Source organism: Klebsiella sp. D5A (genome assembly GCF_001620885.1).
GTDB classification, from domain to species: Bacteria; Pseudomonadota; Gammaproteobacteria; order Enterobacterales; family Enterobacteriaceae; genus Klebsiella; species Klebsiella variicola.
Genome location: NZ_LOAR01000004.1, coordinates 356,313 through 378,574 on the forward strand (window position 1 = coordinate 356,313; position 22,262 = coordinate 378,574).

Annotated in this window: 20 protein-coding genes; 6 read left to right on the forward strand and 14 right to left on the reverse strand. The window is 60.3% G+C overall.

Annotated features, from left to right (window positions below; translation table 11 throughout):
• Positions 1-100 precede the first annotated feature (100 nt).
• A complete protein-coding gene (nrdB, locus tag AS136_RS07510) occupies positions 101-1,231 on the forward strand; it encodes a class Ia ribonucleoside-diphosphate reductase subunit beta (RefSeq protein ID WP_004140835.1) in 1,131 nt (376 codons plus the stop codon).
• On the forward strand, positions 1,231-1,485 hold the full coding sequence (yfaE, locus tag AS136_RS07515; protein ID WP_002913017.1) for a class I ribonucleotide reductase maintenance protein YfaE: 255 nt from the start codon (positions 1,231-1,233) through the stop codon (positions 1,483-1,485). The genes nrdB and yfaE overlap by 1 nt, the downstream gene beginning before the upstream one ends.
• A gap of 336 nt (positions 1,486-1,821) precedes the next feature.
• Here yfaE and glpQ read toward each other — a convergent pair whose 3' ends face one another.
• Together glpQ and glpT are read right to left on the reverse strand one after the other, a co-directional pair.
• Complete coding sequence (glpQ, locus tag AS136_RS07520) at positions 1,822-2,892, reverse strand: glycerophosphodiester phosphodiesterase (RefSeq protein WP_023323046.1); 1,071 nt, start codon at positions 2,890-2,892, stop codon at positions 1,822-1,824.
• A gap of 9 nt (positions 2,893-2,901) precedes the next feature.
• Positions 2,902-4,248, reverse strand: a complete 1,347-nt coding sequence (glpT, locus tag AS136_RS07525; protein WP_002913019.1) for a glycerol-3-phosphate transporter — start codon at positions 4,246-4,248, stop codon at positions 2,902-2,904.
• A 271-nt stretch (positions 4,249-4,519) separates the two neighbouring features.
• Here glpT and glpA point away from each other — a divergent pair, with 271 nt between their 5' ends.
• Genes glpA through glpC form a run of 3 tightly spaced genes read left to right on the forward strand, consistent with a single transcriptional unit; the run spans position 4,520 to position 8,566 of the window.
• A complete protein-coding gene (gene glpA, locus AS136_RS07530; RefSeq protein WP_023323047.1) occupies positions 4,520-6,142 on the forward strand; it encodes an anaerobic glycerol-3-phosphate dehydrogenase subunit A in 1,623 nt (540 codons plus the stop codon).
• On the forward strand, positions 6,132-7,391 hold the full coding sequence (gene glpB / locus AS136_RS07535; RefSeq protein WP_023323048.1) for a glycerol-3-phosphate dehydrogenase subunit GlpB: 1,260 nt from the start codon (positions 6,132-6,134) through the stop codon (positions 7,389-7,391). Before glpA ends, glpB begins: the two co-directional genes overlap by 11 nt.
• The gene (gene glpC, locus AS136_RS07540) at positions 7,388-8,566 is read left to right on the forward strand and encodes an anaerobic glycerol-3-phosphate dehydrogenase subunit GlpC (protein WP_023323049.1); all 1,179 of its coding nucleotides are present in this window, start codon (positions 7,388-7,390) and stop codon (positions 8,564-8,566) included. The genes glpB and glpC overlap by 4 nt, the downstream gene beginning before the upstream one ends.
• 28 nt (positions 8,567-8,594) lie before the next feature.
• Here the strand turns inward: glpC and yfaU are convergent, their stop codons facing one another.
• The 7 genes from yfaU to AS136_RS07575 form a co-directional block, all read right to left on the reverse strand.
• The gene (gene yfaU, locus AS136_RS07545; protein WP_012540990.1) at positions 8,595-9,398 is read right to left on the reverse strand and encodes a 2-keto-3-deoxy-L-rhamnonate aldolase; all 804 of its coding nucleotides are present in this window, start codon (positions 9,396-9,398) and stop codon (positions 8,595-8,597) included.
• A 14-nt stretch (positions 9,399-9,412) separates the two neighbouring features.
• Positions 9,413-10,702: an MFS transporter gene (locus AS136_RS07550; protein WP_032691232.1), complete on the reverse strand. Its 1,290-nt coding sequence runs from the start codon at positions 10,700-10,702 to the stop codon at positions 9,413-9,415.
• A 42-nt stretch (positions 10,703-10,744) separates the two neighbouring features.
• Positions 10,745-11,950, reverse strand: coding sequence for an L-rhamnonate dehydratase (rhmD, locus tag AS136_RS07555; protein ID WP_016161581.1), 1,206 nt, complete (start codon positions 11,948-11,950; stop codon positions 10,745-10,747).
• A gap of 16 nt (positions 11,951-11,966) precedes the next feature.
• Positions 11,967-12,746 carry an IclR family transcriptional regulator gene (locus AS136_RS07560; protein ID WP_023323050.1) on the reverse strand — a complete coding sequence of 260 codons (780 nt, stop codon included), beginning with the start codon at positions 12,744-12,746 and terminating at the stop codon, positions 11,967-11,969.
• Between the two features lie 205 nt (positions 12,747-12,951).
• Positions 12,952-14,148 (reverse strand): nicotinamide mononucleotide deamidase-related protein YfaY, encoded by a 1,197-nt coding sequence (locus AS136_RS07565; protein ID WP_063266734.1) that lies wholly within the window; start codon positions 14,146-14,148, stop codon positions 12,952-12,954.
• A 102-nt stretch (positions 14,149-14,250) separates the two neighbouring features.
• Positions 14,251-14,793, reverse strand: coding sequence for a YfaZ family outer membrane protein (locus AS136_RS07570; protein ID WP_004201712.1), 543 nt, complete (start codon positions 14,791-14,793; stop codon positions 14,251-14,253).
• 274 nt (positions 14,794-15,067) lie between these two features.
• The gene (locus AS136_RS07575; protein ID WP_012967520.1) at positions 15,068-15,997 is read right to left on the reverse strand and encodes an Rpn family recombination-promoting nuclease/putative transposase; all 930 of its coding nucleotides are present in this window, start codon (positions 15,995-15,997) and stop codon (positions 15,068-15,070) included.
• A 133-nt stretch (positions 15,998-16,130) separates the two neighbouring features.
• On the opposite strand from AS136_RS07575, the gene nudI reads away from it, so the two are divergent.
• Positions 16,131-16,556 (forward strand): nucleoside triphosphatase NudI, encoded by a 426-nt coding sequence (gene nudI, locus AS136_RS07580; protein WP_016161584.1) that lies wholly within the window; start codon positions 16,131-16,133, stop codon positions 16,554-16,556.
• Between the two features lie 55 nt (positions 16,557-16,611).
• On the opposite strand, the gene menE is transcribed toward nudI, so the two are convergent.
• The 5 genes from menE to menD are packed head-to-tail and all read right to left on the reverse strand — an operon-like array spanning position 16,612 to position 22,247.
• Positions 16,612-17,988 (reverse strand): o-succinylbenzoate--CoA ligase, encoded by a 1,377-nt coding sequence (menE, locus tag AS136_RS07585; protein ID WP_032738877.1) that lies wholly within the window; start codon positions 17,986-17,988, stop codon positions 16,612-16,614.
• Positions 17,985-18,950: an o-succinylbenzoate synthase gene (menC, locus tag AS136_RS07590; RefSeq protein ID WP_008803958.1), complete on the reverse strand. Its 966-nt coding sequence runs from the start codon at positions 18,948-18,950 to the stop codon at positions 17,985-17,987. The genes menE and menC overlap by 4 nt, the downstream gene beginning before the upstream one ends.
• Complete coding sequence (menB, locus tag AS136_RS07595) at positions 18,950-19,807, reverse strand: 1,4-dihydroxy-2-naphthoyl-CoA synthase (protein WP_008803957.1); 858 nt, start codon at positions 19,805-19,807, stop codon at positions 18,950-18,952. Before menB ends, menC begins: the two co-directional genes overlap by 1 nt.
• 14 nt (positions 19,808-19,821) lie before the next feature.
• Positions 19,822-20,580: a 2-succinyl-6-hydroxy-2,4-cyclohexadiene-1-carboxylate synthase gene (gene menH / locus AS136_RS07600; RefSeq protein WP_008803956.1), complete on the reverse strand. Its 759-nt coding sequence runs from the start codon at positions 20,578-20,580 to the stop codon at positions 19,822-19,824.
• Positions 20,577-22,247 carry a 2-succinyl-5-enolpyruvyl-6-hydroxy-3-cyclohexene-1-carboxylic-acid synthase gene (menD, locus tag AS136_RS07605; protein WP_012967516.1) on the reverse strand — a complete coding sequence of 557 codons (1,671 nt, stop codon included), beginning with the start codon at positions 22,245-22,247 and terminating at the stop codon, positions 20,577-20,579. Before menD ends, menH begins: the two co-directional genes overlap by 4 nt.
• Between the last annotated feature and the right edge of the window lie 15 nt (positions 22,248-22,262).

Below are 22,262 nucleotides of genomic sequence, written 5' to 3' on the forward strand. Positions count from 1 at the left end.
TTATTTTTGCCGGGTGGCGCGATGCTTACCCGGCCTACGATTGTGTAGGCCCGGCCAACGTAGTACCGCCGGGCAATACATTTCAACAGGACTCACTTCAATGGCATACACCACTTTTTCACAGACGAAAAACGATCAGCTGCTGGAACCGATGTTTTTTGGCCAGCCGGTTAACGTGGCCCGCTACGATCAGCAAAAATATGACATCTTTGAAAAGCTGATTGAAAAGCAGCTCTCCTTCTTCTGGCGCCCGGAAGAGGTTGACGTTTCCCGCGATCGCATCGACTACCAGGCGCTGCCGGAACATGAAAAACATATTTTCATCAGCAACCTGAAGTACCAGACGCTGCTCGACTCCATCCAGGGCCGCAGCCCGAACGTCGCGCTGCTGCCGCTGATCTCCATCCCGGAGCTGGAAACCTGGGTGGAAACCTGGGCTTTCTCCGAGACCATCCACTCGCGCTCCTACACCCATATCATCCGCAACATCGTCAACGATCCGGCGACCGTGTTCGACGATATCGTGACCAACGAGCAGATCCAGAAACGTGCGGAAGGCATCTCTCACTATTACGATTCGCTGATCGAAATGACCAGCTACTGGCACCTGCTGGGCGAAGGCACCCACACCGTCAACGGCAAAACCGTGACCGTGAATCTGCGCGAGCTGAAAAAGAAACTCTATCTGTGCCTGATGAGCGTCAACGCGCTGGAAGCGATCCGCTTCTACGTTAGCTTCGCCTGCTCCTTCGCTTTCGCCGAGCGCAAGCTGATGGAAGGTAACGCCAAAATTATCCGCCTGATCGCTCGCGATGAAGCGCTGCACCTGACCGGCACCCAGCATATGTTGAACCTGTTGCGCTCCGGCAGCGACGATCCGGAGATGGCGGAAATCGCCGAAGAGTGCAAGCAGGAGTGCTATGACCTGTTCGTGCTGGCGGCGCAGCAGGAGAAAGAGTGGGCGGACTATCTGTTCCGCGACGGCTCGATGATCGGCCTGAACAAAGATATTCTCTGCCAGTACGTCGAGTACATCACCAATATCCGCATGCAGGCAGTGGGCCTCGATCTGCCATTCCAGACCCGCTCCAACCCAATCCCATGGATCAACACCTGGCTGGTCTCCGATAACGTCCAGGTGGCGCCGCAGGAAGTAGAGGTCAGCTCGTATCTCGTCGGCCAGATCGATTCTGAAGTCGATGCCGACGACCTGAGCAACTTCCAGCTGTAATGAAGCGGATTTTCCTGAAAATCTCTGACACTCGCCTTGAGTGTCAGGATGAACACCCTTCCCTGCTGGCTGCGCTGGAGTCGCATAATATCGATGTGGAATATCAGTGCCGCGAAGGCTATTGCGGTTCCTGCCGCACGCGTCTGGTTTCCGGCCAGGTTGACTGGCTGACCGAGCCGCTGGCCTTTATCCAGCCGGGGGAAATTTTGCCCTGCTGCTGCCGGGCGAAAGGCGATATTGAGATCGAGATGTAGTCTTGTCAGGTGGCGCTACGCTTACCTGACCTACAAAACCGCAGTTCGTAGATACTGTTATCGGTTTGCAACTTTTTCGCTTGAGAAAAACGTTTATCGCGTGTCGCTTCAGAGGATATTGCGCTCCCGGTTAATTTTTATGCAATATGTTTTCCGTGGCGCAGGGAGCGCACAGAGGGCGGCCAGTCGCCGCCGCCCTCTGTACTCCCGGGCTCTGGCCGCATCCATGCGGGCTGCCCCGGCCTGCCGGGAACGTCTCAGCGATTTTGAGGCCACCAACACCGGCAGTTTCAGCCAGACCGTAGGCCGGGTAAGGCGTAGCCGCCACCCGGCTTTTTAGCGTTTAGCGTTCAGGAACTGCACCGCTTTATCCGGGAAATCGGTAAACAAGCCGTCGACGCCCGCCTGGTGATACAGCAGGTCATAGAGCTGATTAACGTTAGTGGCGTACTCCGGCAACTGATCCGCGCGCACGGTGTACGGATGCACCTGCAGATGGCTGGCATGCGCCTCTTTCACCATCGCCGTCAGCTTCACCGCGCCCGGCTTCGAGCCTTCCGCTACCAGCATATGGTAATCCGGGCCGATACCGTCGGCGTACTGCGCGATCTGCGCCATCGCTCCCGGCTTAAACATCCAGTCATAGCTGTAGTTCACCCATTTACCGTCCGCCTGTTTCTGCTGAGTTTCATTCCAGTCGGTGTAGGCGATGAGCTGCACCAGATTGAGATCCATGCCCATCTCCGGTTCCAGCTCATTTTTGATGCGTTTGAGCTCGTTGGCGTCAAAGCACTGCAGATAAACCTTATCCTGCTTGCTGGTATAGCCATACTCCTTCAGCACTTTCAGGGTACTGGCAGCAATATCTTTCCCTTCCTGATGGTGGAACCACGGCGCTTTGATTTCCGGGTAGATACCGATATTTTTACCCGTCGAATGGTTCAGCCCCTGGACAAACTCAATCTCCTCTTCAAAGGTATGAATACGAAAATCGGATTTGCCCATCGGGAAACGCCCGGGATAGGTTTGCACGTTCTTACCATTTTTCGGCTCAAAACCTTCGGTAAACTTCAACGACTTAATCTCGGCCAGGGTAAAGTCGATGGCGTAGAAACGGCCATCTTGACGCGCCCGCTGCGGGAAACGCTGCGCAACGTCAGTCACCCGATCGAGATAATGGTCGTGTAACACCACCAGCCGGTCGTCTTTGGTCATCACCAGATCTTGCTCAAGGTAATCCGCCCCCTGAGCGTAAGCCATCGCTTTCGCCGGCAGGGTATGTTCCGGCAGATACCCGCTGGCGCCGCGGTGGGCGATGACCATTTTCTCCGCTGCGACAGCGCTGAAGCACAGTGCCGAACTGGCCAAAATCATGCCGCTCATTAGCGCGGTGAGTTTCATGTTCATCGTCGCTCCTTAGGCTTGTTTCAGTTGTTGATGATGACGACGCTCGCCAAGCATCACGATAACCAGCAGGATAACCGCCAGCACGCTGCCGCCGATCATCACCATGAAGCCGCCGTCCCAGCCGAAGAAATCGACGGTGTAGCCGACGATGGCGCTCGCCGCCACGGAACCGCCAAGATAGCCGAACAGGCCGGTGAAGCCCGCGGCGGTACCGGCGGCTTTTTTCGGCGCCAGCTCGAGGGCATGCAGACCGATCAGCATCACCGGGCCGTAGATCAGGAAGCCGATAATAATCATACAGGCCATATCCACGCCCGGATTACCCGGCGGGTTCAGCCAGTAAACGACAGTGGCGATGGTCACCAGGGTCATAAAGAACACGCCGGTCGCGCCGCGGTTGCCTTTAAACACTTTGTCCGACATCCAGCCGCACAGCAGCGTGCCCGGGATCCCCGCGTACTCATAGAGGAAGTAGGCCCAGGAGGATTTATCCAGCGCGAAGTGTTTGACCTCTTTCAGGTAGGTCGGCGACCAGTCGAGAATGCCGTAGCGCAGCAGATAAACGAAGACGTTAGCGATAGCGATGTACCACAGCAGCTTGTTCGGCAGAATGTACTGCATAAAGATCTGCTTCGCCGTCAGCTCTTCTTCGTGTTTTTCGCTATAGTCATCCGGATAGTCGTTTTTATACTCTTCGATCGGCGGCAGACCGCAGGACTGCGGGGTATCGCGCATCATCGCGAAGGCAAAAATCGCCAGCAGGATCGCGCCGAAAGCCGGCATATACAGCGCCGCGTGCCAGTCGTTAAACCACGCCATCCCCAGCAGGAACAGCAGCGGCGGAATACCGCCGCCGACGTTATGCGCGCAGTTCCACACCGAGACAATCCCACCGCGCTCTTTCTGCGACCACCAGTGCACCATGGTCCGGCCGCACGGCGGCCAGCCCATCCCCTGGAACCATCCGCAAAGAAACAGCAATACGAACATGATCATGATGCTGGAAGTCGCCCACGGTACAAAGCCCATCACCAACATCACCAGCGCGGCGAGGATCAAGCCGGCCGGCAGGAAAATGCGCGGATTCGAGCGGTCAGAGACCGAGCCCATGATGAATTTCGAAAATCCGTAGGCGATGGAGATGCCGGAAAGGGCGAAACCGAGGTCGCCACGGGAGAAGCCCTGCTCAATCAGATAAGGCATCGCCAGGGCAAAGTTCTTACGAACCAGATAGTAAGCGGCATAACCAAAAAAGATGCCAATGAAAATCTGCCAGCGTAATCGACGATACAGCGGGTCGATCTCCGCTGCTGGCAAACGCGCTTTATGCGCGGCGGGTTTAAAAATACTTAACATATCAGCCTCCGTGGCCCTTGCTGTTTTCTACTGACGTCACGACAAAATCCCAGATTAATCACCAACTTCAAATATGGTCGCGATAGTAGGCAATACGTAGAGTTGATACTGTGAAACATCGCACAATTTGTTACAGAAATATGACAAAACGTTCCATTGTGAGCACAAAATCACATAACACGCTCAAATAACGCGCGAATATGCTCGAAATCAAACAATAACCTTATGAATTGTGGCTAAATGGCGTTAAACGAAAGCAGAGGAGCTGAAGATGACGGGACGTCTTGATAGCGAGGTCATTATCATCGGCGGCGGAGCAACCGGCGCCGGCATCGCCCGCGACTGCGCCCGACGCGGATTACGCACGCTGCTCATTGAGCGCCATGATATCGCCACCGGGGCCACCGGCCGTAATCATGGACTGCTGCACAGCGGCGCCCGCTATGCGGTGACCGACAACGAATCCGCCTGCGAATGCATCAGTGAGAACCGCATCCTGCGCCGCATCGCCCGCCACTGTATCGAACCGTCCGGCGGTCTGTTTATTACCCTGCCTGAAGATGACCTGGCGTATCAGCAGACTTTTATCACCGCCTGCCAGCAGGCCGGCATTGAAGCTACCCCGCTCTCCCCGCAGGAAGCGCTGCGCCGGGAGCCCGCCGTCAACCCGACGCTGCTGGGCGCAGTGCAGGTCCCGGACGGCACCATCGACCCGTTTCGCCTCACCGCGGCCAATATGCTCGACGCCCGCGAACACGGCGCGCAGATCCTTACCGGCTGCGAAGTAACAAGCCTGCTACGCCAGGGCGATCGCGTCTGTGGCGTCCAGGTATACGACCGCCAACTTCACCAGGCCCGCACGCTGTACGCCGGGGTGGTGGTTAACGCCGCCGGGATCTGGGGGCAGCGCATTGCGGAATATGCCGACCTGCGCATCACCATGTTCCCGGCGAAGGGATCGCTGTTGATCCTTGACCACCGGATTAACAACCTGGTGATCAACCGCTGCCGTAAGCCGGCCGACGCCGATATTCTGGTGCCCGGGGATACCATCTCGCTGATCGGCACCACCTCAATGCATATTCCTTATGACGACATTGACGACAACCGGGTAACGACGGCGGAAGTCGATACCCTGCTGCGCGAAGGCGAAAAGCTGGCGCCGATCATGGGCCGCACCCGGATCCTCCGCGCCTACTCCGGCGTCCGCCCGCTGGTGGCCAGCGATAACGATCCCAGCGGGCGCAGCGTCAGCCGCGGCATCGTCCTGCTCGACCATGCCCAGCGTGACGGTATGGAAGGCTTCATTACTATCACCGGCGGCAAGCTGATGACCTATCGCCTGATGGCCGAGTGGGCCACCGACGCCGTCTGTCGTAAGCTGGGAAACACCACCCCCTGTAGCACGGCCGAGACCCCGCTGCCCGGTTCACAGGAGCCAACGGAAAGTACCCTGCAAAAAATTATCTCCCTCCCCACCCCGCTGCGCGGCTCGGCCGTCTACCGTCACGGCGATCGCACTCCGGCCTGGCTTGGCGATAGCCGCCAGCACCGTAGCCTGGTCTGCGAATGCGAAGCCGTTACCGCTGGCGAAGTGAAATACGCGGTGGAAAACCTGGCGGTCAACACCCTGCTCGACCTGCGCCGCCGCACCCGGATTGGCATGGGCACCTGCCAGGGGGAACTCTGCGCCTGCCGCGCTGCCGGACTGCTGCAGCGCTTTAACGTCACCACCCCCGCGCAGTCATTAACCCAGCTCTCGGCGTTTCTCAATGAACGCTGGAAGGGCGTTCAGCCCATCGCCTGGGGCGATGCACTGCGCGAAAGCGAATTTACCCGCTGGGTCTACCTCGGCCTGTGCGGACTGCCACAGGAGCACCAGGATGAAGTTTGATTGCGCAATTGTCGGCGGCGGGCTCGCCGGCCTGTTGTGCGGGCTGGCGCTGAATCAGTACGGCCTGCGCAGCGTCATTATCAGCCGCGGGCAGAGCGCGCTGCATTTTTCCTCCGCGTCGTTAGACCTGCTCTCGGCGCTGCCGAACGGCGATAACGTTACTGACGTCGCACAAGGTCTGCAGCAACTCGCTGAACAGCTTCCTGAACACCCTTATTCCCGGCTCGGCGCCGGGGCGGTACTCGAATACGCGACACAGACCGAATCCCTGCTGGCCGCCTGCGGCGCGAACATGCAAGGCGAAGCGCGCCAACCTCATCTGCGGGTGACCCCGCTGGGGACGTTGCGACCGGCGTGGCTGTCGCCGGAAGAGGTTCCGCTGGCACCCTTCGCGCAGCAACACGTATGCCTGGTAGGGGTTAGCGGTTTTGCTGATTTTCAACCATATCTCGCCGCCGCTGCACTCGGTCAACACGGAGTTACCGCCGCGGCGGTGGAAATCGAGTTACCGCTGCTGGATGTGCTGCGTGACAACCCCACCGAGTTTCGCGCCGCTAACATCGCCCGCGTGCTGGATGATGAGAATCTATGGCCGGCCCTGCATGCAGCGCTGCTGCCGCTGGCGCAGCAGCATGACCTGCTGATCATGCCCGCCTGTTTTGGCCTCGCCGACGATCGCCTGTACCGCTGGCTGCAGACGCGTCTGCCCTGCCCGCTGCGTTTGCTGCCGACGCTGCCGCCTTCGGTGCCGGGGATGCGTTTACATTCTCAGCTGCAACGCCAGTTCATTCGTGAGGGCGGCACCTGGCTTGCTGGCGATGAAGTGGTGAAAATCAGCCATCAGCAGGACGCCGTCGAGGCCGTCTGGACGCGAAATCACGGCGATGTCGCACTGCGTCCGCGTTTCACCGTGCTGGCCAGCGGCAGCTTTTTCAGCAACGGTCTTGTCGCCACTCGCGATAGCGTGCGCGAGCCGATCCTCGGCCTCGATCTGCAGCAGACCCTGCCACGGGAAAGCTGGTACCAGCGCGATTTCTTCGCCTCACAACCGTGGCAGCGGTTCGGCGTGAAAACCGATGCCCTGCTGCGCCCCCTGCTGGACGGGCAGCCGTTCCATAATCTGTTCGCCATTGGCTCATTGCTCGGCGGGTTCGATGCCATTCAGCTCGGCTGTGGCGGCGGTGTCTGCGCCGTCACCGCGCTGCACGCCGCCAGACAGATCCACGCCCTTGCCGGAGGCCGGCCATGAACGATACCCGTTTTGAAAGCTGCATTAAGTGCACGGTCTGTACCACCACCTGCCCGGTAAGTCGGGTCAATCCACGCTATCCCGGCCCGAAACAGGCGGGGCCGGACGGCGAACGTCTGCGTCTGAAGGATGGCGCGCTGTACGACGAGGCGCTGAAGTACTGCATTAACTGCAAGCGCTGCGAGGTTGCCTGCCCGTCGGATGTGAAAATTGGCGATATCATTCAGCGCGCCCGGGCACAGTACGGCCAGCAAAAGCCGACCCTGCGCGACGCCATCCTCAGCCATACCGACCTGATGGGCACCCTTTCCACTCCCTTTGCCCCCCTGGTCAACGCCACGACCGGTTTAAAACCGGTACGCCGCCTGCTCGACGCGGCGCTGAAAATCGATCACCGGCGTACGCTGCCGAAATATGGCTTCGGCACCTTCCGCCGCGCTTACCGCCAGCTCGCGGCCAGACAGGCGGAGTATCCTGAGCAGGTGGTCTTCTTTCATGGCTGCTACGTCAACTATAACCACCCGCAGCTAGGTAAGGATCTGATCCGCGTCGTCAACGCGCTGGGTACCGGTGTGCAGTTGTTATCAAAGGAAAAATGCTGCGGCGTGCCGCTGATCGCCAACGGCTTTTTCGACAAGGCGCATAAGCAGGCGCAGAGTAACGTCGCTGCGATGCGGGAAAACACGCTGCCGATCATTGCCACCTCCTCGACCTGCACCTTTACGCTACGTGATGAATACCCTCATCTCCTCGATGTCGACAACAGCGATCTTCGCGATCGGGTCGAGCTGGCCACCCGCTGGATCTGGAAACAGCTGGATGCCGGCAAGACGCTACCGCTGCGCCGGCTGCCGCTGAAGGTGGTCTATCACACCCCGTGTCATATGGAAAAGATGGGCTGGTCGCTGTATACCCTCGAGCTGCTGCGGCTGATCCCCGGCCTGCAGCTGGAGGTGCTGGATTCACAGTGCTGCGGCATCGCGGGCACCTACGGGTTTAAAACTGAGAATTATGCGGTATCCCAGGCTATCGGCGCCCCGCTGTTCCGCCAGATTGAGGAGAGCGGCGCCGACATCGTCGTGACCGACTGCGAGACCTGCAAGTGGCAGATTGAGATGTCCACCCGCAAACGCTGCGAGCATCCGCTGACGGTACTGGCGCAAGCGCTCGCCTGAGCCCAGCGCCAGCCTCCGCCATCAATAGTTAATAGCTCGCTTTCTCCTGCGGCTGGGCGCAGGTGGGTTTGAACATCGCCAGCCGGCGGTCCAGCGCCTGGGTATACAGCATGGTGTCCACCCCGACGGCGACGAAGTTGGCCCCCCAGGCAAGACATTTTTCTGCCATCGCCGGGTCGACCGCCAGAAATCCGGCCGCTTTCCCCGCCGCGCGAATGCGCCGGATGCTCTGCTCGATCACCCGCTGCACGTCAGGATGGCCGGCATCGTCCGGGTGACCCAGTGAGGCGGAAAGATCCGCCGGACCGATAAACACCCCGTCAATGCCGTCCACCTCAAGAATCGCGTCCAGATTCTCCAGCGCGGTTCGGCTCTCGACCTGTATCAGCAGACAGAGTTCGTCATTCGCCTCCGCCATATAATTCTCTATCCTTCCCCAGCGCGCCGCTCTCGCCACGCCAGCGCCAACACCGCGGCTACCGATGGGCGGATAACGGGTCGCTGAGACCACCTCCCGCGCCTGCTCGGCGGTATCGACCATCGGCACCAGCAACGTTCTGGCGCCAATATCCAGCACCTGTTTTATCAGGCTGCGGTTGCCCTCGACCGGACGAATAACCGGCTGGCTGGCGTAGGGGGCAATCGCCTGAAGCTGATGATAAAGGTCCTGAATGGTGTTCGGCGCATGCTCGCCGTCGATCAGCAGCCAGTCGTATCCCGAGGTCGCGGCGATCTCGGCCATGTAGGAGGAGGTGGAGCTCAGCCACAGGCCGATTTGCGTCTCACCGCGTAATAATCCCCGTTTGAAGGGGTTAGATAACAGTGCGTTCATAGCGATTCCTTTATTCAATGCTGTACGCTGCCGCGCTGGGGTACCGCGCGGGTAAGGCTCAATGAAAAGATAATGACCACCCCGACAATGGCGACGCCGGCCAGGGTTAACAGTCCGGCGGCGCTGCTGGCGAACAAAGTTTCGGCCTGCACGCGCACGATCGGCGCCAGAAAGCCGCCGATGGCGCCAAACAGGTTAACAAAGCCAATCCCGGCGGCCAGGGCCGTGCCGGACAGCAGCTGCGTCGGCATCGTCCAGAAGACCGGCTGCACGGCAATCACCCCAACCGCCGCCACGCACAGCGCGATGATAGCCAGCACCGGCGCCACCAGTCCGGACACCGCAATCCCGACCGCCGCCGCCAGCAGCGTCAGGGCGGCAATATTGCGCCGCTCGCCGGTGCGATCGGAGTAGCGAGGGATAAGCCAGGTGCCAAACAGCGCTGCCACCCACGGGATAGCCGTCACCACCGAGGCAACGAAGCCGACTTTGGTGCCCAGCAGCGCAGCAACCTGGGTGGGCAGGAAGAAAATCAGACCATAGACCGCCACCTGAATGGTCAGATAAATCAGCGCCAGCTGCCAGACCCGCCCGTTACGCAGCGCATCGGACAGGCGCGAGGCAATCTTTTTCTCCTCCTCGCGCGCCAGCTCGCTTATCAGCGCCTGTTTCTCCTCCATGCTCAGGAAGCGGGCATGCTGCGGCGAATCGTCCAGCCAGAAGAAGGTGAACGCTCCCGCGGCGACGGCGAGCAAGCCTTCAATGACAAACATCCAGAACCAGCCGGGATGGCCCATCAACCCATGCATCTCCAGCAGCGCACCGGATAAAGGCGATCCCAGCGTCAGGGCCAGCGGCGCCCCCATATAAAACAGCCCCATAATGCTGGCGCGGTTTTGCTGGGGAAACCACTGCGAAGTGAGGTAGATCATTCCGGGAAAGAAGCCCGCCTCCGCCGCGCCCAGCAGGGTACGTACCAGCAGGAATTTCGCTTCCGTATCCGCCCACGCCATCGCCGCCGACAGCACGCCCCACAGGAGCGTGGTGCAGCCGATCCATTTTCTGGCGCCAAATTTGCGCATCAGCAGATTGGCCGGCACCCCGAGGAAGGCATAGACCACAAAGAAAATCCCCGCCCCCAGCGCGTAGGCCTCATTGCTGAGCCCGGTATCCAGTTGGTAGGTCTCTTTGGCGAAACCGATATTCGAACGGTCAAGAAACGCCAGCACGTACAGCGCCAGCATAAAGGGGATTAAGCGGGCGCGGTTTTTCTTCACCACGCTCTCCAGCAGAGTGTTGCTCATCATAATATCCTCAGGCGCGGGCCGCCGGGCAGCCCGACGCAATCAGTGTTGATAAGGACGCTTCAGGTTGCAGTCGCGATTGAGCTCGACGCCAAAGCCGGGTTTATCCAGGACCGATTTATGAATGCGCCCTCTCTCCGGTACCGGCTCGCCGAGCAGGATCGGGTCGAACTGCGGACGCAGCGTGGCGCAGTCCGGGCTGGTCATCAGAAACTCGCTGAACGGCGTGTTGGTGAAGGTGATCACCGCATGATGGGAGTAAACCGACGAGCCGTGGGGCACCACCAGCTGCCCGCGCGCTTTGGCGATGGCCGCGATCTCCACCAGGGTGGTTAAGCCGCCGCACCAGCCGACGTCGGGCTGCATAATATCGATGCCGGTTTCCGACAGGGTGCGGAAGGACTGCAGTGTGCCGTGGTGCTCGCCGCTGGTCACCATCATCCCGGCCGGCGCCTGGCGCTTCAGCTCGCGATAGCCTTCATACTGCTGCGGCGGCAGGCACTCTTCGATCCACTTGAGGTTATAAGGGGCGCAGGCATGGGCAAGTTTGGTGGCATAGTTAACGTCCTGGCTCATCCAGCAGTCCAGCATTAACCAGAAATCCGGGCCGCACTTTTCACGCATATCCGCCACCATGGCGACGTCTTTGCGGATCCCGGCGTCGCCATCGTGCGGCCCCCAGTGGGTGGGCATTTTGCCGCCGATAAAGCCCATCTCCTGCGCCAGGTCCGGACGCGCGCCGGTAGCATAGAACTGAATTTCGTCGCGCACCGCCCCGCCCAACAGTTTGTAGACCGGCAGGCCAACCACTTTCCCGAACAGATCCCACAGCGCCAGGTCGACACAGGAGAGGGTATTCATTACCAGGCCGCCGGATCCCGCGTAGTAAAGGGTGGCGTTAAGCATCTGGTCATGGATCAGTTTGATATCGCTGACGCATTTGCCTTCGATAAAGCGGTTGAGATGTTTTTCCACGATAAAGCAGCCCATCTCCCCGGCCGTCGACACCGCAAAGCCGGTCTGTCCGTTGTCGGCTTCCACTTCCACAATCAGCGTGCCCAGCACGTTGATGCCAAACGACTGGCGGGACTGCTCATACTCTTTATATTTGCTCATCGGGGTGGCGATATGATCGTCAATCCAGTGGTTAGCCCCCTGGTCGTGGTAATCGCCGCCGCCGGCGCCCTGCTCTGCCGTGGCGCCGCCGATGAACCAGGCGCGGACGTGTTTAATTTTCGGTAGGGTCATGATGTTCTCCTTATGATCAGGCGAGTTGTTCGAAGGGGCTTTTCCACCCCAGCAGACGGGAAATATCTTTCGCGCAGGCAATCGCCTTACCGGCCAGATAATCGCGATTGTCTTCATTGATTTGCAGACGGGTGCCCACCACCGAGATGGCGGCGGTCAGGTCGTTATTGGCGTTAAACACCGGCGCGGCGACACAGCGCACATCCGGATAGTCCTCGCCATTATCAAAGCTCCAGCCTCGGGCGCGGATCCGCCCCAGCTCTTCCCGCAGCTGTTGAGCATCGGTGATGGTCGTTGGCGTGGCCCGCTCCCACTGCAGGTCGTCGATAATCGACGCCTGAACGCTGGCGGGCTGCCAGGCCAGCAAACATTTGCCGATCCCGGAGCGATAAAGCGACAGGCTCTTGCCTTCGTGCGAACGCACGCTAATGGTGGCGGGAGACTCAATTTTAAGAATGTAGTAGGCGTTACCCTGATCGATGATGCCCAGATGACAAAGCAGGCCGCACTCATCCATCAGCCGGGTGAGGCGCGGACGCGCCAGCTCGCGCAGATCCATTTTGCTCAGCGCCTGCCCGGCCAGCTCCACCAGCTTGGTCCACAGGCAGTAGTTATCCTGATTATCCATACTGATGAAGCGCTGTTTTTTTAGCTCGCCCAGCAGCAGATAAACCGTGCTTTTCGGGATCCCCAGTTCGGCAATGATGGTGGCTGCGCTGCAGGGGCCAATGCGGCTGATTAAATTGAGGATCTCAATCGCGCGGGTCAGCGCCGGGACTTTTGTTGATTCCAACATACTGGACTCCAATCCTGAATACTGGAATCAGTGTTGCGATTGTGCGGGCGGTAAAGTGTGAGCGGCATCGCGGGGCAATCGTTTTCCCGTATGCTGGACGATGTAGTGCAGAATATTGCGACCTAACGCACAGATTTTTTTCAGGAGAGTACAACAGGCTGGACAACCGGCGCCCGGGAGAAGCCCGCGCGCCGGGGGAAACGACTTACAGCGAGAGGGAATCCACCACATTAATCCAGCCATGTTCGCTGGCCAGCGGTTGACCATTCAGCCAGCGACGCAGCATGTTTAATGCCATCATGGCGCAGACTTCCTGGCGTACCGCCAGGCTGTGGCGGGTGACGCTGAACTTCACCCGCAGCGCGAAGGTACCGTCAGGGGTGGCCAGAGCCACATTGAGATGATCGTTCTCCTGGCCGCTCACCGCCAGGGCCAGACCGGCAAAATGGTTTATTCGCCGCTCGGCCGCCCAGCGAGCCGCCTGCGCCAGCGTCTCCTCCTGCGCCGGAACCACTTCGCTAGCCAGCAGCGGCGCGCCGGCGCGGGACAGCTGGAGCGCCAGCAGGCCGCCGGTAAACTGCTCGCTGAGCGTCAGGCTCAGCTGCCGCTCCTGCAGGCAGCGCGCAATCTGCGCCGGTAACCCTTCCGTGCCTTCGAAAATCAGACTGTCGCCAGCCACCTTGCGGACTTCCGGCCACAGGGCCAGCATGGCGTCGCGCTGGTCAGCCGGTCCGGTTAGCTTGAGTTCGATAATCGGCATCGACGAACGGTAACCCATCACCACGCCAGGCGGTAACGTCAGCGGATTGAGGCTTTGCGCCAGCTCGCTCTCCGAGCGGCCAAAGGTGGTCAAACGCAGGCATACCGGCGGTTCCGGCAGCGTAAAGCGCTGACGCAGACGCGGTAAAATCTCCTGCTCGACCATCCCCTTAAATTCAGAAGGTACACCGGGGGTGAAAAACATCAGGCAGCGGTTGAGCTGAACGGCAAAGCCACAGGCCGTGCCGACCGGGTTATTGATCATCTCGGCGCTGGCGGGGATTTCCGCCTGCTTGCGGTTACTTTCCGCCATCGGCCGGCCGCGCTCGGCAAAGAAACGGGTCATGGTTTCCAGCCACTCCGGATGCAAAATAAGCTCTTCGCCTTTCGCGGTGGCGGCGGCCAGCGCGCTCAGATCGTCGCTGGTCGGCCCAAGGCCGCCGTTAACGATCAGCACATCCGCCTGTTCGCTGCGTTCGCGCAGAATCGCCACCAGCGCATCAAGATCGTCGCCAACGGTATGGCGGCGCGTTAACGGTAACCCCTGATTAAAAAAGAAATCCGCCAGCCATGCCGCATTGGTATCAACGATTTGACCATGCAACACTTCATCGCCAGTGGACAGCATTTCCACATTCAACATTGCTCACTCCTTGCCTGCCAGGTGGCAAATACTATAACGCAAAGCGGGATGCTGACGAGGAGGAAAATCTGGCGCGGCAAGAAGATACCGCGCCGGAGGAGATTAGAAGCTGGCGCTGGCGCCGATGTACGGGCCGTCGGCGATGGTGTTATCGCGGTTGCCATCTTTGCCCGCCAGGTTCAGATAGCGATAGCCTGCCTGGATGCTGAGCGGACGCATGATGGTCCAGCTGGCGCCGACGTTAGCTTCCTGATAGCTGTCAATGCCGCTGGAGAGGGAATCCGGCGAGTAGTAGTAGTCGCCGTACAGGCGGAAGCTGTCGCCGATTTTCCACTGCAGGCCGCCGCCGACCGCTGCTGCATAACCTTCATCGCCCTGTTTCGGGTTGGTGTATACGCCTTTACCGCCCACGGTCGCGAGGAACGGCCCCAGCGGAATATTGAGCCCCAGGCCTAAACCCGCGGCGTCGCCGTCGTTATCGCTATGCAGCCAGTTACCGGAAACGGCCAGGCCGGTAGACTCCGTGCCAAACCCGACGCCAAGATTGGTGTAATGCTCGCCTGCTTCACCGGTAACGCTGATCGCATGGGCCGCGGAAGAAACCAGCATGACGCCAGCCAGCGCCATAAAAATGCTTTTTTTCATTATTTACTCTATCCAGAAAATTAAAATCAAAGAAGTCCCGAAAAAACCTGAAAATTCTACTGCGCACCCGTCAGGAATCAATGACCTGGCGAAATGAATTTTCACAAGAGTGTAACCAGTTGCGTTTTTTTACGGCATCGGGCGTTGCCAGCATGACGAACCGCCCATTCAGCGCCATGAATATTCATGTTTATTATGATTAACGCTGACACATTGACGAAAACAGAGAACTGACGCCGCACGATCGGCGCGGCGCGGGTGGATAAGGGAATAATTAATGCTGCAGCCGGGCCAGACATTCCGGGGCGAGGCCGGTCAGTTTCGCCACCAGGGACAGGTCAAGCCCGTTAGCGAGCATCGCCCGGGCGATACGCTCCGCGGTCTGCTGCTCACCTTGCTCCAGACCTTGTTGCAGACCTTGCTTTAACCCTTGCTGATGGCCGCGTTGTTCCAGAAACTGGGCAATATTCATGAGCGTCTCCTTGTGCGACCGCCGGGGAACGCTTTGCGCAAGATGGCGCAAAAAAGCGACCGGATCGGCGGCATTTCCTGCCTGTAACAGATAATGCAGCAGCGTCTTTAGCTGCCTGCGGCTAGTGTATCCCAGTGCTAACAGGCTGACCAGCTGCTCGTGCAGGTCCATCATGTCGCGCTGGCGGATATGCTTCTGCAGCAGCTCCAGCATCGCCACGCGCCGGTGGCGCATGATTTCATCATCCGGGGTGGTGGTGATATCGATTAAGGGAAAATCATCACCATAGATCCGCCGCGCAACGTCCGGATCGGCAAAGCCTGCCAGCCAGCACATCGGGTACGGCCAGGGCGAAACGCGGCCATGATAAAACAGCAGGGGGATAACGAGCGGCAGCTGCGTATGCCCCTTATCCAGATGACGTTGCATCGCGGCGATGGCATAGCGCATCAGGCGAAAGGCCATATGGCGGTCCGCCGAGCTTTGGTGCTCAATCAACAGATAGATATAGCCCTCCCCCGCCTGCGTTTGCAGCGAGTAAAGGATATCGGAATGACTCGCTCGTAGCTCATCGTCTATAAAGCTCCCTGATTCCAGTTGCAGCGTATTCAGATTGCATAACGCGCGCAGCGGTGCGGGGAGATGAATGTCAAGGAAGTCCTTTGCCGTCGCCCGGTGCGACAACAGGTGTTTAAATACGGCGTCATGCGGGGAATGGGGCGCCCTGTCCATGGCGAAACTCCATGCGATTATTTTCACCTAACTTAACACTCAACAGGGCCAGGGCCGCATTTCGCTTGCGGTTTACCGAGGCGGCTCGCAAACTATTTCATCGGCATACCGCCCCCTGTGAAGGAGAAAAACCATGCGCCAAAGGACGATTGTTTGCCCGCTTATCCAGAATGAAGGTCAGTATCTGCTCTGCAAAATGGCCGCCGACCGCGGTGTTTTTCCCGGGCAATGGGCCTTATCCGGCGGCGGCGTGGAGCCAGGGGAGCGTATTGAAGAGGCGCTGCGGCGGGAAATACGCGAAGAGCTTGGCGAAAAACTCATCCTTACCCATATCGCGCCGTGGAGCTTTCGCGATGATACCCGCGTCAAAACTTACCCGGATGGTCGGCAGGAAACGATCTATATGATCTACCTGATCTTCGACTGCGTCAGCGCCAATCGCGACGTGACGATCAACGAGGAGTTTGACAATTACGCCTGGGTCAAAGCCGACGATCTCAAAAACTACGATCTCAATGCCGCCACCCGCGTTACGCTCAGCCAGAAAGGGCTACTTTAGTCCAGCATACCGCGTTCAACCCACCCGGCGTTATGTCGCGGGATATGGCGGGTGGCTACGATACGGTCGCATACGTCTGCTGTCTGGCCCATTCGCGCAGCGCCTGACGGGAAATCTTAATCCCACCGTTCTTTAACGTGTCCGGCAGCCGTAGCCACTGTACCGGCTGTTGGAAACGCGCTAACCGTTCAGCGCTCCATGCTGCCAGCGCGCTCAACTCGCAGCCGTCATCGCATTCCACCACCGCGACCGGGCGTTGGCCGTATTCGGCATCATCCAGCGGTACAATAAATACCTGTTGTACCTGCGGATGGGCGAGTATCACGCGCTCAACCTCCTCCGGTTGAATGCCTTCGCCGCCACTAAAAAAAAGATTATCCAGTCGTCCAACAACCGTCAGCCGACCATTGTGTAACTCCCCGCGATCGCGCGTCGCAAACCAGCCTTCATCATTGGTTAATGGCAATAGCTGACCGTCGCGCCAGTAACCCGCCGCCATACTCGACGCCCGCAGCCAGATCTCGCCGGCAACAATTTTCACCTCCCGCCCCGGCAGCGGTTCGCCCACATCCGCCGCGCCGTCGGCCGCTTTGGCACAGACCGTGGAAGCGAACTCGGTGAGGCCGTAGCCGCAGAAACTGCGTATTCCCTGCGCGAGGGCACGCTCAGTCAATTCGACCGGGATCGCTGCGCCGCCGAGCAGCACCGCCTTGAGGGAAAGCGCAGCATTATCATTCAGCAGGCGCCACAGCTGAGTCGGCACCAGCGAAGCATGGGTACAGCCCTGCAGCATCTGCGCCAGCGGTTGCTTGTCGCGCACCGTCATTCGCGCGCCGGCCAGCAGCCAGCGCCAGATGATCCCCTGCCCGGAGACATGAAACAACGGCAGCGACAGTAGCCAGTCGTCTTCTGCGGCAAACGGCATCAGCGCCAGCACGCCAGCGGCGCTGGCCAGATGGGCGCTGGCGCTATGTACCGCCGCTTTCGGCAGGCCGGTTGAGCCGGAGGTTAACGTCATCGACACCAGCCGTTCGCCATGCCAGCAAACGGCATGGACGCCTTCGGCCGCCTGCAGAGTTAACGCCGGTAAATCCCCCGGTAGCGCAGCACCATTCAGCACCAGCTGATGCTGGACGTTTAACGCAGGCAGCAGTTCCTGCAGCAACACCTCTGGCAGCTGCGGATTCAGCGGCAACACCCGCGCCCCGCACTGCAGCAATGCCAGCCAGGCGAGTAGCGTCTCCGGCTGGTTGTAGGCCCGGAGCGCCACGCCATGACCTTCCATAACGCCCTGCGCGGCAAAGCCGGCCGCCAGCGCGTCAACCCGCGCGCATAGCTCACGCCAGGTCAGCAGCCGATCGTTCAGGCGTAACGCCTGCGCCTCACCGCGTAACTGGCGCCAGTGGCGCCATGGCCAGTCGGAAAACATCACAGCAGCGGCTCCAGCGCATCAATGTTGATCATCGGCAGCGTACTCTCCGGCCACGGCCGTACCAGTTGGGCGCTCATCAGCGCCAGCGTATCGAGTCCGGGGATGGTCTGCGGCGTCAGCCAGGCGGCAACCCGCGCCAGCTGGGTTAACCCGAGGCTGGACTCGATTGACGAGCTAATCACCGCGCTCAGCCCCAGGGCGTGTGCCGCGGCGACCTGTTGCTGAACCTTTTGCACACTGCCGGTCAGCGTCGGTTTGATCACCACCGCGCGCACGCCGGGCTCCGCGACAAAGCGGAAATCCGCCTCGCGCAGGCTTTCATCCCAGGCGATAGCGATCCCCGTCTCGCGGCTAAAGGCCCGCGAATCCTCCCGCGTTTTGCAGGGTTCCTCAAGAAACGCAATGCGCTGGCGATATGCGGGATTGACGTATTTGGCGAACTGCTGCGCTTTAAGCGGCGTCCACGCCCGGTTGGCATCCAGCCGCAGCTGGAGATCGGGGATGGCTTCCAGTAGCAGATTAACCACCATGCCGTCGCGGACCGCCTCCCACAGACCCACTTTCACCTTAGCGACTTTCTCGCCGGGCATCGCCGCCAGTTTGGCGAACAGCTCATCCGGATCGCCGGAACAGAGCGGCGCTGCGCGATAATCCGCGGCCTGCGGTAGTTCGCCGTAAAGCTCCGCCTGCGCGCAGCTAATACCAAAAGCGACAGAAGGCAGTGTGGGAAGCGGCGGTTCCGCGCCGTCGCGCCAGGCCTGCGCCCACGCCAGCAGCGCTGTTTGCGCCTCTTCCAGCGTCTCGTTACTGAATCCCGGCAAGGGAGAAATTTCCCCCCAGCCTTCGCGTTCATCCTCCTGCAGGCGGATGAACAGCCCGTCGCGGGTTTTTAACCGCCGTTCGCGCAGAACCACGCCCGCGTCCATCGGGATCTGCCAGCGGTAAACCTGCGAAACGCGCATTATGGATTCCGTTTAAATTTGCTGAAGTCCGGCTGACGTTTCTGGTTGAAGGCATTGCGGCCTTCCTGCCCTTCTTCCGTCATGTAGAACAGCATGGTGGCGTTGCCCGCCAGCTCCTGCAGACCGGCCTGGCCGTCGCAGTCGGCGTTCAGCGCCGCTTTCAGGCAGCGCAGCGCCATTGGGCTGTTTTGCAGCATTTCACGGCACCAGCGCACGGTCTCTTTTTCCAGCTCCGCCAGCGGAACTACGGTATTCACCAGCCCCATGTCCAGCGCCTGCTGGGCGTCATACTGACGGCACAGGAACCAGATTTCGCGCGCCTTTTTCTGCCCGACGATACGCGCCATATAGGAGGCGCCCCAGCCGCCATCAAAGGAGCCGACTTTTGGCCCGGTCTGGCCGAAGATGGCATTGTCCGCCGCGATGGTCAGATCGCACATCATATGCAGCACGTGGCCGCCGCCGATAGAGTAGCCGGCTACCATCGCCACCACCGGTTTCGGGCAAGTGCGGATCTGGCGCTGGAAGTCGAGCACGTTAAGGTGGTGAACGCCGGAGTCGTCCTGATAGCCGCCGTAGTCGCCGCGAACTTTCTGGTCGCCGCCGGCGCAGAAGGCTTTCTCACCTTCACCGGTCAGGACAATCACCCCGATATTGTCGTCATAGCGGGCATCCGCCAGCGCCTGAATCATCTCTTTGACGGTCAGCGGGCGGAAGGCGTTGCGTACCTGTGGGCGGTTGATGGTGATTTTGGCAATGCCGTCGGCCGATTTGTGATAGCGAATATCGGTATAGCCTTCGGAACAATCGTGCCATTCCACAGGGGCATAGAGCATTGCTTCATCAAGAGAGATCATAGAATGTCCTTCAGTTAACTTGCCAGAATCTGCGCCAGACAAGCAATCACCGCGGCGGGGTTGTCCCGGTGCGCGTTGTGTCCGGCATGGTGAATGATATGGGTATCGGCAGCGAGCGCTTGCGCGATGGCGCGAAACTTCGCGTCGCGTTCGCCACACAGGTAGTGAAAAGGAAAATCGCGCGCCTGCAGAGGCGCGCGCAGATCGGCCTGCCCGGCAAGGGAGGTTGCCTGCAGCATCGCCGCCAGCGTGGCGCCGTTATTGCGGCTACGTAAGGCGACCAATGACTCGCGCTGCGCGGCATCCAGTGAGGCAAAAACCGGCTGCTGATACCAGTCGGCAAAGACCTGCGCCAACGGATCGCGGCGAAAACGTTCTGCCCAGGCGCGGTCATTGCTGCGCCGCGCCTGCCGCGCTTCTGCATCCTGCAGGCCAGGATGGCCGCCTTCAACGATCAGGCCGCGCAGGCCCGCACGCGGCTGACAGGCGAAGTTCATCGCCACCCGGCCGCCCAGTGAGTAGCCAATCAGCCAGTAGTTAAGGATGTTGTAACTATTAAGCGTAGCCAGCAGCAGAGTATTGACCCCGGCAAAGTCCTGCACCGCGATATCCGCGGAGCCGCCGTGGCCCGGCAGATCGAGATACAGACGCGGCCAGGCGGGAAAAGCGTCGCCCACTTCACGCCACTCGTCGCGGTCGCCGGAAAACCCGTGCAGAAACACCAGCCAGGGATAACCTGACTGGCCGTTGTCGACCGCGGCGCTGAGGGTCACAGGCGGCTTACCTGCGCCAGCAGCTGCTGGAGAGTCTGCGTGCCGTCAGTCTCGTTGACCGCCAGCTCAATCACCGTCGCCCCCGCCCTGCGCCAGGCACCCGCCAGCGCCTCATCCAGCGACTGCCAGTCATCGGGACGATGATAGGCCAGGCCGAACATCGCCGCCGCGTGGCTGAAATCCACGTCCTGCGGCATTAAATAGAACTGGCGGCGCTCGTCCTGCGGTGTCGGCAGCATAGAGAAAATCTGTCCGCCGTTGTTATTTACCACGATCAGCACCAGCGGCGCCGACGCCTGGCGCAGCAGGGCCAGCGAGTTAAGATCGTATAAGGCCGACAGATCGCCGACGATCGCCAGCGTCGGCCGCGCACTGGCGCGCTGCACGCCGGCGGCGGTGGCGATTAAACCATCAATCCCGCTGGCGCCGCGGTTGCTGTAAACCGGATACCCGGCCGGTAGCTGCGCCAGGGCGTCGATCAGGCGCACCACCAGACTGTTACCGACAAACAGTTGCCCCTGCTCCGGCAGATAGCGCCGAATGCGCTGCGCCAGCTGCGCTTCGCCAAAAGGCTCATTGCTGGCGACCGCGGCCTGCCACGCCTGCCCGGCAAGCTGCGGGATCACCGTCGCCCACGGCTGGCGTTTTTCCGCCGGATGCAGCTCAAGCCAGCGCTCAACGCTGGCGAGCAGACGGCGGCCGCGGTGCTGCGCCGGGTCGAGGCGGCCTGGCAGATTATCCACCAGCCAGTATTCATCCGGCTCACAGGTCGCCTGCCACTGGAGGACGCGTTTGCCGGTCAGGCTGCTGCCGAGCTGCACCACGATCTGCGCCTGCGCCAGTTCGCTGACCGCTTTACCGTTGCCCAGCCACAGGTCGGCGCACGGCAGCGGCTGCCCGGTCTGCGACAGGACATCGCCGATCAGCGGCCAGCCGAGAGTTTGCGCCCACTCAGCCACTTTTTTCCCTTCCGCGGCGCTCATTCTCCCCGCCACGACGACGCCGCGTTTTTGCCGCCAGAAGAACCAGTCGCGCTGCTTCTCGCTCTCTAACTGCAGCGCCTGACGCAGCCAGGGTTTATCGCTCTGCCACCAGTTGCCGAGCTGCTGCTGCCACTCCACGCCGGTCTCATCCATATCGCCATACAGCGGTTCGGCGAACGGACAGTTGATATGCACCCCGCCGGCGTGCAGCGCCCCCAGCGCCTGGTCGATGGTTGAGACCAGCCAGCGGGCAGGAATATCCTGCGAGGGACGCGGCAGAGAAATCGTCTGCGACGGATGGGAGGCAAACATTCCGGGCTGGCGGATCGCCTGGTTCGCGCCGCAGTCGATCAGCTCCGGTGGACGGTCGGCGGTCAACAGGATCAGCTTTTCGCCGGTGAGGCCCGCCTCAATCAGCGCCGGATAGAGGTTTGCGGTGGCGGTCCCGGAGGTGACTATCACCGCCACCGGCTGCCGGCTGGCCTTCGCCAGGCCGAGCGCCAGGTGGCCGAGGCCGCGTTCGTCGAAATGGGTATGATGGATAAAGGCGCGGTTTTCCGCCGCCGCCAGGGTTAAGGGTGTCGAGCGCGAACCCGGCGCGATGCAGATATGCTGCACGCCATGGCGCGTTAAAGCTTCCAGGATCACCGCCGCCCAGCGTCGGTTAAATGCGCTTACTGACATGAAATTGTCCGGTAT